Raw genomic sequence first — 13011 nt, 5'->3', positions numbered from 1 at the left:
TTATTTTTAAGCAAGCTCAAGCATTTTATCTAATGCCTTAATTGCATCTTTTGCAGTTTGTTTATCAACTGTAATAATATTTTGGATGTTACCTTTTTCGATATTTTCTAAAGACCATAATAAGTGTGGTAAATCGATACGATTCATTGTTAAGCATGGACACATAAATGGATTTAATGAAATGATTTCTTTATCAGGATGATTTTTAATAATTCTTTGAACTAAATTCATCTCAGTTCCAATTGCCCATTTACTTCCTGCAGGAGCAGCTTCAATCTGGTCAATAATATATTTTGTAGATCCATTGTCATCACTTGCTGCTACAACTTCTCTAGAACATTCTGGATGCACAATAATCCTCATATTAGGATGATTTTTTCGTACATTCTCAATATTTTTCACAGTAAAATTCTCATGAACAGAGCAGTGACCTTTCCAAAGTATTACTTTGATGTTATTTAGGTCTCCCTCAAATTCTAAAGTGTCCGTTATTGGATTCCAAATCGCCATATGCTCTAACGGTACACCTAATTCAAATGCTGTGTTTCTGCCTAAATGTTGATCAGGTAAGAACAATATACGTTCTTTTTGTGTGAAAGCCCAAGAAACTACCTTTTTAGCATTAGATGATGTTACGGTTGCACCATCATTTCTACCGACAAACGCTTTAATCGCAGCAGTTGAATTAACATATGTTAACGGTAAAATTGTGTCTCCGAAAAGCTTCTGTAACTCTACCCATGCACGATCAGTTTGATGATGATCTGCCATATCTGCCATTGAACAGCCTGCTCTCATATCAGGTAAAATAACAATTTGTTCATCTTCCGTTAAAATATCTGCAGTCTCTGCCATAAAATGTACACCACAGAATACAATATATTTCGCTTTTTTATTATTAGCGGCAACTTGAGCAAGTTGTAGAGAATCTCCTGTCGAATCTGAGAAAACTACAACTTCTTCCTTTTGATAATGATGACCTGGAATGAAAAGAGCATCACCTAATCTCTCTTTTATATCTTTTACTCTTTTTTCCATTTCCTCAGTTGATAATGTATAGTACTCATCAGGAATTTGATATCCTTCATTTTTTTGTATCATATCTAAAACGTTCATTGTCCCCACTCCAATCCCTACTATTTTACAAGTAGAAGCTTATATCTAATGCTTTTGCTGAATGTGTTAAACAGCCTAAAGAAATAACATTTACACCACAGTTTTGAAAACTTGCTAAATTATCTAAAGTAATTCCACCAGAAGCTTCCGTTACGATCGTTTCTGGAACAAGTTTAACAAATTCTTTTATTTCATCTGGCGTACGATTATCAAACATAATGACATCTGCACCAGCTTCAATAGCTTGAAGAACTTGATCTTTGTTTTCCGTCTCGACTTCAATTTTGACCATATGACCTAATTTATTTCGTAATGACTCAACTGCATTTTTTATTGAACCTGCGTAAGCAATATGATTATCTTTAAGCATCACTGCATCATATAAACCGAAACGATGGTTCGCTCCACCACCACAAGTAACTGCATATTTATCAAATAAACGTAAACCTGGCATCGTTTTTCTTGTATCGACTAGTTTAATTTTCTCATCGCTTAGTGTTTCAACTGCTTTTGAAGTAAGTGTTGCAATTCCACTCATACGTTGTAAAAGATTAAGCATAACTCTTTCACCTGATAATAACACTTGAACTGGTCCCTCTACTTCTGCAAGTAGTTGCCCTGCCACAACAGATTCACCATCTTTAACGTGAAGTGTTACTTTAATATCTTCATGAAGTAATTTATAAGTTATTTCAATTAATTCAGTACCCGCTATTACTCCATCTGCCTTTGCAAGTACTTTTCCCGTTGTTCTTTCATGCATTGGGAAAATATGAATTGAGGATAAATCCCCTTCTCCAATATCCTCTAGTAAAAATTGCTCAATCATTTTTTTAGCTTTTAAAGTATTCATGAATTTCTCTCCTCAAATATTAGCTGGTTGATCTATATATTCTATAAAATGTGAGCCGATGCTTTCTTTTCTTCTTACAGCAGCTTCTGCAATTAGTTTTCCAGTAATTAGCATATTGTATCTTTCTAGTTCCTCTTTGTTCATCGGGCGTGAATCTACTGTTTTAGATTCTAAAAAGTAAGAAAAATATGTGATTGCTTTATTTAAATCTTCTTCCTTTCTTACAATGCCGATATACTTCATCATTATTTCTTTAATTTCATCTTTTGTAGGTAACGTTCTAAATCTTGGTATCATGTATTTCGGTTGATTCCCATCTATTTTAGCTAAAGGAAGGTCAGCAATAAATTTCGCAACCTTTTTACCAAACACAATCCCTTCCAATAAAGAATTACTAGCAAGTCGGTTTGCACCATGCACACCGGTACAAGCAACCTCACCTACTGCATACAATCCTGGAATTGTCGTTTCTCCATTTGCAGATGTCTTTATCCCACCCATGTGGAAATGTGCACCTGGAACAACTGGAATCAATCCTTTTTGTAGATCAATCCCATTATTAATAAGATTTGTAGTAATTGTTGGGAAACGCTGTTCAAATCCATCTATCATTTCGATCGATAAATAGATTTCTTCACCGTTTTGCATTTCATTAAAGATCGCCCTACTAACAACATCTCTTGGTGCTAAATCTTCAAAAGGATGGATTCCCTTCATAATGCGACGACCAGTTTTCGTTACTAAAAAAGCTCCTTCACCTCTAACAGCTTCTGATACTAGACCTTTACATGCTCCATTAATGTAAAGCATGGTAGGATGAAATTGGATAAATTCCAAATCAGTGGTCTCACAACCCGCTCGATATGCCATAGCAATTCCATCTCCGGTTATGGCCCTATTATTAGAACTAAATTGATACATTGCCCCAATACCGCCCGTTGCCAGAAGTGTCGTGTTTGCAAAACAAGATTCTAATTCACCATTATCATTAAGTATATAAATACCCTTGCATATACCATCATGTATTATTAAATCAATTACCATTTCATGTTCAATAATCGTTATTTTATCTTTTATCCGAGCATATACAGTTTCTACTAGATGCTTTCCAGTGGCATCACCGCCAGAATGTAAAATTCTATTTTTGCGATGGGCTCCTTCTCTACCAAGATGAAACTGGCCAGATTCATCTTTATCAAATTCCATACCAATAGAAACAAGATCTTTCATAGACTTTGTTCCGTTCTTTACTAGCTCTTCTACCGCATCTATATTATTTACATTACAACCCGCTTCGAGCGTATCTTGTTTATGAAGTTCCCAAGAATCATCCTCTGACATTACTGCTGCAATTCCACCTTGTGCAAGCATCGAATTGCTGTCCCAAATTTTTTTCTTTGTGAATAGAATCACATTTTTAGACTGACAAATTTCCTCAGCAGCCATTAAAGCAGCAATCCCACTGCCAATAATGACAACGTCTGCAGTTCGCATAGTTGCCCCCTCCATTTACAGTACCTCTATTTAAATTTTATCTTATAGATAAAAAAGCTGTCTTGACACCTATATTTACATATATTTAAACTAATGACAAGAAATTTTTTTTTAATGAGTAAAAAAGGAGACTTTAAATTGATTTATTTAGACTATGCTGCTACGACTCCAATGAGTGAAGAAGCAATTGAGACATTTGTCACTGCCTCTAAAAATTACTTTGGGAATGAGCGAAGTTTACATGATATTGGCTCAAAGGCTTCACTGCTACTTGAAGCATGCCGTAAACAATTAGCGGGATTTATAAATGCTAGCCCCGCTTCAATTTACTTTACAAGTGGAGGAACTGAATCAAATTTAATTGCGATCCAAACCCTCTTAAAGAGTACAAAAAAAGTCGGAAAACATATTTTAACTACAACATTAGAGCATTCTTCTATTGGTAATTATTTAAAAGTATTGGAAGAACAAGGCTATGAAGTATCTTATTTGCCGGTAACAAATAGCGGGATTATCTCATTAGAAGTGATTGAAAATGCAATTCGTGAAGATACTGTATTAGGTATTTTTCAACATGTAAATTCTGAAATTGGAGCAATTCAACCGATTAACGAGATTGCAAATTTATTTAGTTCGTCTAATATTTTACTTCATTGCGATTGTGTACAATCATTTGGAAAAATAGCAATAGATGTCTCAAAATATGAAATTTCTAGTTTGAGTATTTCAGGTCATAAATTATATGGACCAAAAGGGATTGGAGCCCTTTATTTAAATCCTAAATTAACTTGTCAACCTATCTATCCCGGTACATCACATGAAAGTGGAATTCGTCCCGGAACTGTTAATGTTCCAGCAATTGCATCATTCGTAACATCAGCTGGTCATATAATAAAAAATCAAGACGAAGAGCAAAAGAGATGTCACGATTTAAAAAATGTTTTAAAATCACAATTACAAGATGTTAACCATCTTGTAAAATTTGAAGGTAACGATGGCGAATGTATTCCAAATATAATAGGAATGAGGATTATTGGACTTGAAGGTCAGTTTGTGATGCTTGAATGTAATCGACATCAATTTGCCATTTCAACTGGAAGCGCTTGTGCCATTGGCATGCAGAAACCTTCAGAAACGATGTTAGCCATTGGAAGAGACCCTCATGAGGCAAAACAATTCTTCAGAGTTTCAATCGGAAAACATACAACAGAAGATGACTTAATCAAATTTTCGTCTGTGTTAAAATTAATCATTAATCAAAATTTTTAATCGAGGAAATTAAAATGAATAAAAAACTTTTAGGGGAAGAAAGAAGAAAGAAAGTTTTACAATGGTTAAAGGAGTCTGAGTCACCCCTATCAGGTAATTCCTTAGCTAAAAGAGCAAATGTTAGTCGACAAGTAGTTGTAGGTGATATTACACTTTTAAAAGCGAAAAATGAGCCTATACTAGCAACTGCTCAAGGTTATATTTATATACATCCTAATAAGGAAACTGACAAAATTAAAAAAGTAATTATTTGTCACCATACAGCAGAAGAAACTCAAAAAGAACTAGAAATATTAGTCGATCACGGTGTTACAGTTAAGGATGTAATGGTTGAACATCCTGTCTATGGATATATCACAGCCCAATTACAAATTGCAAACCGTTATGATATAACCTTATTTCTTCAAAAAATGGGAGAAACTAGCTCTGTCCCACTGTCTAATTTAACAAATGGAACACATCTTCATACAATCGAAGCAGATAGTGAACAACAGCTAGAAAGTGCGATCTTACAATTAAAAAATGAAGGTTTTTTGGTAGATATACCGTAAGTATAGGGTTATGAGGTTTGAAATGGTATTGGTAGATTTCTTTGATTATACGGTAAGGGCGATGTCTCATGTGTCAGAGTAAGGAACACATGGGCATCCCTTTTTTATTAGAGCAGGGTATCTAAGCCAGACTTTAATTTGTAGTTAATATTTTAGATTTTTTTATTGATCATTTTAGCCATTTTATAGTCAAAATAGGAAGAATTAGAGTAAAATTGCTCCCTTCCTTTTTAATGGTCATTATTTTGTACAATTTTAAGCCATTACCTTTACTAGCATGGGTAAAACTTTATCTTATTTGCGATTTTCGAAATTCATTTGCAGTTCGCGATTTATTTGCGATTCCCCAATCCTTATTTCCAGCACTTTATTTTTGAAATAAAAAAAAGAGGGTGTTGGACACCCTCTTTTTATATAGAAATTTTTAATCGATAAATTCGAATTCGTATTCAGAAATTTTAACGATATCTCCGTTTTTAGCACCACGTTGGCGTAATGCTTCATCGATCCCCATACCACGCATTTGACGTGCAAATCGACGAATTGACTCTTCACGTTCAAAGTTAGTCATTTTGAATAGTTTTTCAAGCTCTTCACCTTTAACGACGAACGTTCCATCACTTTCACGAGTAATCTCAAAAGTAGGTTCTTCTTTTTGATATTTATAAAGAACTCGTAATGGTTTGTCTTCCTCTTCGTCATGAAGTGGGAATTCTGGAGTTGTTTCCACTAAATCTGCAACTGTAAATAATAAATCACGTAAACCTTGACGTGTTACTGCAGAAATTGGGAAAATTTGAACTTCATCTCCAACTTGTTCTCTAAACTTATTTAAGTTTTCTTCAGCTTCTGGAATATCCATTTTATTTGCAACGACTACTTGAGGTCGTTCAGTTAAACGTAAATTATATTCTTTTAGCTCTTGATTAATTGTTAAGTAATCATCATATGGGTCTCTGCCTTCAAGACCTGACATATCAATTACATGAACAATTACACGTGTTCTTTCAATATGACGTAGGAATTGATGCCCAAGTCCAACACCTTGATGTGCCCCTTCAATTAACCCTGGTAAATCGGCCATAACAAAACTACGATTATCTTCAGTTTCTACAACACCTAAATTAGGAACAATTGTTGTAAAATGATATTCAGCAATTTTTGGTCTAGCAGAACTTACAACTGATAATAATGTTGATTTACCAACACTTGGGAAACCAACTAAACCAACATCAGCTAACACTTTAAGTTCCAGTTTAATGTTTCTTTCCTTACCTGGCTCACCATTTTCAGCTATTTCTGGAGCCGGATTTGCAGGCGATGCAAATCGACTATTCCCACGGCCTCCACGGCCTCCTCTTGCAATAATAGCTGTTTGACCATCCATTGTAAGGTCTGCTATTAATTCACCTGAATCAGCATCTGTTACGATCGTCCCAGGTGGTACTTTTACAATCATATCTTCTGCATTTTTACCATGTTGATTTTTAGACATACCGTGTTGACCACGATCTGCTTTAAAATGACGTTTATAACGGAAATCCATTAATGTTCTTAAGCCTTCATCTACTCTAAATACAACATTAGCTCCCTTACCACCGTCTCCACCAGCAGGGCCACCTTTTGGTACATATTTTTCACGACGGAAGGCTACCATACCGTTTCCACCGTCTCCACCTTTTACATATATCTTGACTTGATCAATAAACATAAATCCACCACTCTTTTATTTTTCCAATTTAAATTCGATACTACATTCTTCTGTCTCGCAAAAATATGACATCATTCTAATTTTTGAGCTGTCATTTGATGATGAAACAATCCACTTCAACATATCTTCTTTCTTTGTTAGTTTACCTCTGAAGTCAAAAAAGAAACTAACTGTTTTATCATTTATTTCAATTGTTAAACTAACAAAATTTTCCTCATAAATATGTACCCAAGATTCTAGTTTTTCTAAAAAACTTTGAATCCATACTGTCATCACTTCGTCTAGATTTTTAAGCGAACATGGTTCCCCTAAAATTTCATAATCTAGTACAATTGTACGAGGCTTCCAGTTATAGGTAATGATAAATTCTGCAAACTCTGGAATTTGTAACGAACAAATTTTAGCTTCATTTAAAGAATCAGCAACAATTTTCGTAATCGTTTCTTCTAGCTGGTCAGATTGACCTGTGGCCATATATCCTTTTATTAATTGAATTCGGTTTAACCAATCATGACGCGAATGCCTTAATACCTCTAGAACGTCCCATTTCTCCTGCATTGTATTTCTCCTATAGGTTTACATTTTTGGTATTTATGAAGGTATAAAAAAGTTAGACTCGGCATTTTGATTGATCATTTTGAATGTCTCAAACTAGTGTTTAGCTTGTAAAATGCCGAGTCTCGGAGCATATTGTTTGAGAGGTTGCTATAACAACACTTTTTTCTATGTTGAAAAGCAATTTATTATAAATAAATAGATCTTAAGTACAGAAAAACTCTAACCTAAAAGGTTAGAGTTTCTAAGTTAGTTTCTTAAGCTTCTTGAGCTACAGGGTATACACTTACTTGTTTGCGGTCACGGCCTAAACGTTCGAATTTAACTACGCCATCAACCTTCGCAAATAATGTGTCATCTCCACCACGACCAACGTTTACACCTGGATAAATCTTAGTGCCGCGTTGACGGTAAAGAATTGAACCACCAGTTACGAATTGTCCGTCAGCACGTTTAGCGCCAAGACGTTTTGACATTGAGTCACGACCGTTTTTTGTAGAACCTACTCCCTTTTTAGAAGCAAATAACTGAAGATTTAATTTTAACATGGTTACACCTCCTGTTTTACTCGTTTATAGTGACATAGTCACCGTAACTTGCAGCGATAGTTTGTAAAGATACGATCATCGCTTCAAGGATAAGTTGCGCTTTTTGCATATTATCTTCATTTAAATCAATCGGTAATTGATACTTCAAGAAACCTTTCTTTTCATCAATCACTGTATTTAATTCAGAATCTATACGACAAATTGCTTCCAAAGCATTTACAGTTCCTACTGAAACTGCTGATATACCGGCACAAACAATGTCAGTCCCAGCATCAGAAAAAAATGCATGTCCACTTATTTTAAAGGAACCTATACGTCCATCTTTTAAACGTTCAATTGTTATTTTAGTCATTACTTAAAATTAAGCGTTGATTTTTTCGATAACAACTTTAGTGTAAGGTTGACGATGACCTTGCTTACGACGGTAGTTCTTTTTAGATTTGTATTTGAATACAAGAATCTTTTTAGCTTTACCGTTCTTTTCAACTTTTGCAGTTACAGTAGCTCCTTCAACAGTTGGGCTACCAACTTTGATGTTTTCGCCACCTACGAATAAAACTTTGTCGAATGTTACAGTTTCACCTGCGTTAGTATCAAGCTTTTCGATGTAGATTGCTTGACCTTCTTCAACTTTGATTTGTTTACCACCAGTTTCAATAATTGCGTACATAATTGCACCTCCTCAATAGTCTAAGACTCGCCACCAATAGGCATGCTAATAATAGCAATTTAATACCTATTATGCGCGGTTGTAGCACGGGTGCGCTACAAACAATAACATTATGATGTTACCATGACATATGTCGAATGTCAACAACTACTTCAGTTAATGTCAGTTTCTAAATAGCTAGTTATTTCCTTGGTCGTTCCAGTTCTAGCTATATTATAAAATGGTGTTTTTGAAGATATAATTTTTAAACAGATTTTTATAAACATTGCTTTTTCTAGTCTTTGAACATGATTATATTGATCTCCATTTAACGCTTTTGCAACATCTTCACTACATTCAACAAGTAATGCCTCAATATCACGACTTGTTGAGAGTTCCCAAAGCTCTCTTTCTAACTCAAAGGCTGTCTGAACAGTGTTTTTTACAAGCCCACTACCATTACACTCAGGACACTTTTGATGTGTTGCTTCGATATGTGAATGAGCTGTTCTTTTGCGTGTAAGTTCGAATAAACCAAGTCCTGAAAACCCAAATAGCTTTGTATATGCTCGGTCATTTTTAAACGCTTCCTTTAATAAATCACCTATACTTTTTTGCTGTTCAATGGACTTCATATTAATAAAATCAACAATAATCATTCCACCAATATCACGAAGTCTTAATTGGCGAACAATCTCAATTGCAGCTAATTGATTTGTATGATACACGGTTTCTTCACGATTATTTTTCCCGCTAAATTTACCAGTATTTACATCGATTACTGTCATAGCTTCAGTTTGCTCGATTAGTAGAAATGAGCCATTTTTTAACCATACAATTTGTTTAAAGGATTTCTCTATTTGTTCTTCTATTTTAAATGCTACAAAAATATTTTCATTTCCTCTATAACTAATTATTTGAAGATCTTCAGGTAAATAATTTTTATAAGCAGCTAAATCATCAATTATTAATTCACTGATTGTATCTTTAGGATGCAATTTAAAAAACTTAGTAAACAGGGAATTCGCTTCCCATACACAAGTGATTTTTTTAAAACTTTGATTTTTAAACGACTCATAAACTATTTGAAATCCTTTTAACTCATTTAAAATCTCATCCGATTCGGCATTTTCACATGAAGATCTGAAAATTAGCCCCTCACTATCACTAGTGTAATCCCGACCTAATGAATATAATTTATTTCGTTTCGATTCTTTTTTTATTTTATTTGATACAGCAACTTGTTTTGTAAGAGGGAAATATACTACGTAATCACCAGAAAATTCAAGATTATTTGTTAGCTTAGGACCTTTCTCATCAAACGCATCCTTTATTACTTGAACCAAAATATATTGTCCTTTTTGGAACTTTTTTCGTATTAATTCATCTTTATTGATTTCAGATTCTTTACCCTCGATTGTATCTTCCAATCTCATGAAGCCATTTTTATTTAAACCAATATTTACAAAAATGGCATTTAATTTCGGCATGACCTCTTGGATTTGTCCTACATATATATTTCCCACATGTGTATTTTTATCAGCAGAAGAAAACCATTCTACTAGCTGGTCATTTTCAGTTACAGCAATTCTTTTCTCTGAATGTTTAACATTCATAATAACTTTCTTCAAATTCATCTTCCTAACTATGTATAGTACCTATCATTTTATTCATTTAATTAGAAAAAAGCTAGTTAATATAATCGATTAGTTAGTCTACTCACATGAATATTAGAAATTGAATATTATATTTAGATTTCTCTTACATTGTTCTTTAAAGAGACATTATTTTTCCCTTTCTTTTACTTAATCCTGATTTAGATAGGAGCGATTATATGGATATAATTCTATCAATTCTTATTCCAACTGTACCCGAAAGAATGGGGTATTTAAATAATATTATTAATGAATTAGATAAACAGAGTAAAACATATCCTGTTGAAATATTAGTACTTTTAGAAAATAAAAAAAGAAGCATTGGTGAAAAAAGAAATGTTCTAATTGAGCAAGCAAAAGGAGATTATGTAGTATTTATAGATGACGATGATCGGATAGAACCAAATTATATCGAATTATTGTGCTCAGCAATAAATGAAACGCCAAATGTTGACTGTATTGTATTTGACGTTTTAGTAAATTTTAATAACCAATATTCAAAAGTTTGTAAGTATGGGAAAGAGTTTGCCCATGGGGAAGATGATCATTATTATTATCGAAAACCAAATCATTTAATGTGCTATTCAAAAAAGATTGCCTCGGCACATAAGTTTCTTAATATTAGTTTTGGTGAAGACGATGAATGGGGCAGACGAGTTTCAAACGATATAAAAATTCAAAAAAGGATCCCTTCTATATTGTATTACTATGACTATATTCCAAAAGACTCATCGTGGTATGTATAAATAGAATTGAATAATACAAATTTAAAAAAATGGCCTCAACTAGAGACCATCTTTTTTTGTGCAAACTCTTATATTTTTTGGGATTAAGTAAAATTTCTCAAAGTTGTTGGGAAAAGTTTAAAGTAAATGCAATCTAACTAATTAGTTCTTCAAGCGAATAGGTTGCTTTCTTCTCAGTAAAGTAAGCATGTAATAATTCATTTTCATCTAACATTTGTTGATTTTTTTTATCAAGGGAAAAGACGACGTTGTATTTATACCCTTTTTGAAAGTTAGAAAAAACTTCAAATAATTTTGTTTCTTTATTCAAGGAGATTGATTTAATTTTTTGGATATATTGTTTGTTTCCATAAAATCGTTCCATTAAAAATCGTATAACAACAAAATGCCTATTTTTCCATTCACCCCATAAGGAAACGATTAAAAATAATAGACAAACCCAAATAGTAATGTTCATAGGCTGAATTATGATTGTAAGTAATGAGGATAACACTAAAAATACAAATGATGAGTACAAGCTATATATATGGGCTCTAACGAACGGAAAGATCAATGAAAATAAATGATGTATTAATTTTCCACCGTCTAATGGCCAAATTGGTAATAAATTAAAACAAAGAATACTAAGATTGTAGTTGATAAAAAGCGTATAAAGGTTTTCTGGCATTAAATTCATTTGAAATAGAAAGTTAGCGATTATATATAAAGTTAAATGTTGAATGGGACCAGAGATTGTAACAATAAACTCCTCGTAAGTTGGTCGATTTCCATGTTCATCAAGATCTACAACTCCACCAAACGGAAGTAGCGTAATTTTATTAATTCTCCAATTAAATGAAGTAGCAGCAATGGCGTGACCTAATTCGTGGCAAAAAATAATAATGGATACAAACAATACTGACCAAAAATTAGCTGTCATAATACCAATACATGCAATTAACAAATACAGTGGATGAACTGAAATTTTTGAAGGAAGAATTAGCCATTTATTCAAATGGAATCACCTGTTTCGGATCAATAAATTTTTCCCCCATTTTAATTGCAAAATAATAAGTCCCTAGATTCCCTTCATCATTAGATGACACCGTTCCGATAACCTTTTTACTATCCACTTCGTCGTATACTTTTACGTTAGTTGTTCCTAATTTTCCGTACCAAGATTCTGAACCATCGGCATGTTGAATAATAACCGTATTTCCTAAATTATCTTTCTTTCCTACAAAAAGGACCCGACCTTTTTTGATTGACTCTACTTTTTGGTTAGCTTCAGTTTGAATCAATATCCCTTGGCCGTCCGTTTTAAAGCTTTGTAGTACTTTACCGCTTGCAGGAACAGCATAATTATCATTTCCTACATTCTCTTTTTGATCATTTAATTGCGGTAAAAAAGCAATTGGACTTCCAAACCGATCTTCATACCATTTCTGTAATGAGGCAAATTGAAATTCACTTTCATAAACTTGGGATAGACCATGCCGAACTTGAGATGCCATAGGTGAGTTACTTTTTAAGATGATGGCTAAAGCTAGTACAATGATCGCGCATAATAAACTTCTAAACATAAAGTTAGAATTATTCATTATTTTCTTACCTTGCTCTTCTACCAAATCATCATAAGTATAAGTGTATCCGCCCTCAGTATTTTGCACTTCTTTTACCGGAAATTTGCTCATTGCTTGATTCGGATTTCCCCATTTTTCTTCTTGTTCACGCCGTTTAGCGATCCGCTTTCTTATATCATCTACGCGCTTACTCAAAGTGTCACCTCTCCTCGCAAACTAGTTAATTAATTTATATGAACGGGTAGGACAACTTATGAGTAGATAATTTGAAAAATGGACAAAGGTATTAGGCAGGATTTTGG

At 33.5% G+C, this 13011-nt stretch carries 14 protein-coding genes and 1 other annotated feature; of the genes, 3 read left to right on the top strand and 11 right to left on the bottom strand.

The features are described 5' to 3' along the window. Positions 1-6: 6 nt before the first annotated feature. The 3 genes from nadA to nadB are packed head-to-tail and all read right to left on the bottom strand — an operon-like array spanning position 7 to position 3463. A complete protein-coding gene (gene nadA, locus ACFWM3_RS01965) occupies positions 7-1116 on the bottom strand; it encodes a quinolinate synthase NadA (RefSeq protein WP_390309912.1) in 1110 nt (369 codons plus the stop codon). Positions 1117-1141: 25 nt separating this feature from the next. Beyond that, complete coding sequence (nadC, locus tag ACFWM3_RS01960; RefSeq protein WP_390309911.1) at positions 1142-1969, bottom strand: carboxylating nicotinate-nucleotide diphosphorylase; 828 nt, start codon at positions 1967-1969, stop codon at positions 1142-1144. A 12-nt stretch (positions 1970-1981) separates the two neighbouring features. After that, positions 1982-3463, bottom strand: a complete 1482-nt coding sequence (gene nadB / locus ACFWM3_RS01955) for an L-aspartate oxidase (RefSeq protein ID WP_390309910.1) — start codon at positions 3461-3463, stop codon at positions 1982-1984. Between the two features lie 114 nt (positions 3464-3577). Between nadB and ACFWM3_RS01950 the strand changes: the two genes are divergently transcribed. After that, positions 3578-4732, top strand: coding sequence for an IscS subfamily cysteine desulfurase (locus tag ACFWM3_RS01950; protein WP_390309908.1), 1155 nt, complete (start codon positions 3578-3580; stop codon positions 4730-4732). A gap of 8 nt (positions 4733-4740) precedes the next feature. Beyond that, positions 4741-5283, top strand: a complete 543-nt coding sequence (locus ACFWM3_RS01945) for a transcription repressor NadR (RefSeq protein WP_056472585.1) — start codon at positions 4741-4743, stop codon at positions 5281-5283. 424 nt (positions 5284-5707) lie between these two features. Here ACFWM3_RS01945 and obgE read toward each other — a convergent pair whose 3' ends face one another. The 6 genes from obgE to ACFWM3_RS01915 all read right to left on the bottom strand — a co-directional run bounded on the left by obgE (position 5708) and on the right by ACFWM3_RS01915 (position 10377). Further along, positions 5708-6994: a GTPase ObgE gene (gene obgE, locus ACFWM3_RS01940; protein WP_056472581.1), complete on the bottom strand. Its 1287-nt coding sequence runs from the start codon at positions 6992-6994 to the stop codon at positions 5708-5710. Between the two features lie 15 nt (positions 6995-7009). Beyond that, positions 7010-7552, bottom strand: coding sequence for a Spo0B C-terminal domain-containing protein (locus ACFWM3_RS01935; RefSeq protein ID WP_390309906.1), 543 nt, complete (start codon positions 7550-7552; stop codon positions 7010-7012). Positions 7553-7806: 254 nt separating this feature from the next. After that, positions 7807-8097, bottom strand: coding sequence for a 50S ribosomal protein L27 (rpmA, locus tag ACFWM3_RS01930; RefSeq protein WP_025672162.1), 291 nt, complete (start codon positions 8095-8097; stop codon positions 7807-7809). Between the two features lie 16 nt (positions 8098-8113). Then, positions 8114-8449, bottom strand: coding sequence for a ribosomal-processing cysteine protease Prp (locus tag ACFWM3_RS01925; protein ID WP_056472574.1), 336 nt, complete (start codon positions 8447-8449; stop codon positions 8114-8116). 9 nt (positions 8450-8458) lie between these two features. Further along, positions 8459-8767, bottom strand: a complete 309-nt coding sequence (gene rplU / locus ACFWM3_RS01920) for a 50S ribosomal protein L21 (RefSeq protein WP_025672164.1) — start codon at positions 8765-8767, stop codon at positions 8459-8461. Positions 8768-8780: 13 nt separating this feature from the next. Further along, positions 8781-8858 (bottom strand) — a sequence feature (ribosomal protein L21 leader region). Between the two features lie 61 nt (positions 8859-8919). Next, complete coding sequence (locus tag ACFWM3_RS01915; protein ID WP_390309904.1) at positions 8920-10377, bottom strand: Rne/Rng family ribonuclease; 1458 nt, start codon at positions 10375-10377, stop codon at positions 8920-8922. A gap of 203 nt (positions 10378-10580) precedes the next feature. On the opposite strand from ACFWM3_RS01915, the gene ACFWM3_RS01910 reads away from it, so the two are divergent. Continuing rightward, the gene (locus ACFWM3_RS01910) at positions 10581-11147 is read left to right on the top strand and encodes a glycosyltransferase family A protein (protein ID WP_056472570.1); all 567 of its coding nucleotides are present in this window, start codon (positions 10581-10583) and stop codon (positions 11145-11147) included. Positions 11148-11280: 133 nt separating this feature from the next. Here the strand turns inward: ACFWM3_RS01910 and ACFWM3_RS01905 are convergent, their stop codons facing one another. Together ACFWM3_RS01905 and ACFWM3_RS01900 are read right to left on the bottom strand one after the other, a co-directional pair. After that, complete coding sequence (locus tag ACFWM3_RS01905; RefSeq protein WP_335409506.1) at positions 11281-12141, bottom strand: site-2 protease family protein; 861 nt, start codon at positions 12139-12141, stop codon at positions 11281-11283. Further along, positions 12134-12904 carry a peptidoglycan DD-metalloendopeptidase family protein gene (locus ACFWM3_RS01900; RefSeq protein ID WP_390309902.1) on the bottom strand — a complete coding sequence of 257 codons (771 nt, stop codon included), beginning with the start codon at positions 12902-12904 and terminating at the stop codon, positions 12134-12136. The genes ACFWM3_RS01905 and ACFWM3_RS01900 overlap by 8 nt, the downstream gene beginning before the upstream one ends. Between the last annotated feature and the right edge of the window lie 107 nt (positions 12905-13011).

The sequence above is a fragment of the Gottfriedia sp. NPDC058432 genome, assembly GCF_042721555.1.
GTDB lineage: Bacteria > Bacillota > Bacilli > Bacillales > Bacillaceae_G > Gottfriedia.
Note: the sequence above shows the minus strand (reverse complement) of the source record. Positions and strands in the feature narration are given on the sequence as shown.

Coding starts and splice junctions, on each gene's coding strand:
- obgE (WP_056472581.1), bottom strand. CDS start 6,994: ATGTTTATTGATCAAGTCAAGATATATGTAAAAGGTGGAGACGGTGGA.
- ACFWM3_RS01910 (WP_056472570.1), top strand. CDS start 10,581: ATGGATATAATTCTATCAATTCTTATTCCAACTGTACCCGAAAGAATG.
- rplU (WP_025672164.1), bottom strand. CDS start 8,767: ATGTACGCAATTATTGAAACTGGTGGTAAACAAATCAAAGTTGAAGAA.
- ACFWM3_RS01950 (WP_390309908.1), top strand. CDS start 3,578: ATGAGTAAAAAAGGAGACTTTAAATTGATTTATTTAGACTATGCTGCT.
- nadC (WP_390309911.1), bottom strand. CDS start 1,969: ATGAATACTTTAAAAGCTAAAAAAATGATTGAGCAATTTTTACTAGAG.
- ACFWM3_RS01925 (WP_056472574.1), bottom strand. CDS start 8,449: ATGACTAAAATAACAATTGAACGTTTAAAAGATGGACGTATAGGTTCC.
- nadA (WP_390309912.1), bottom strand. CDS start 1,116: ATGAACGTTTTAGATATGATACAAAAAAATGAAGGATATCAAATTCCT.
- rpmA (WP_025672162.1), bottom strand. CDS start 8,097: ATGTTAAAATTAAATCTTCAGTTATTTGCTTCTAAAAAGGGAGTAGGT.
- ACFWM3_RS01935 (WP_390309906.1), bottom strand. CDS start 7,552: ATGCAGGAGAAATGGGACGTTCTAGAGGTATTAAGGCATTCGCGTCAT.
- nadB (WP_390309910.1), bottom strand. CDS start 3,463: ATGCGAACTGCAGACGTTGTCATTATTGGCAGTGGGATTGCTGCTTTA.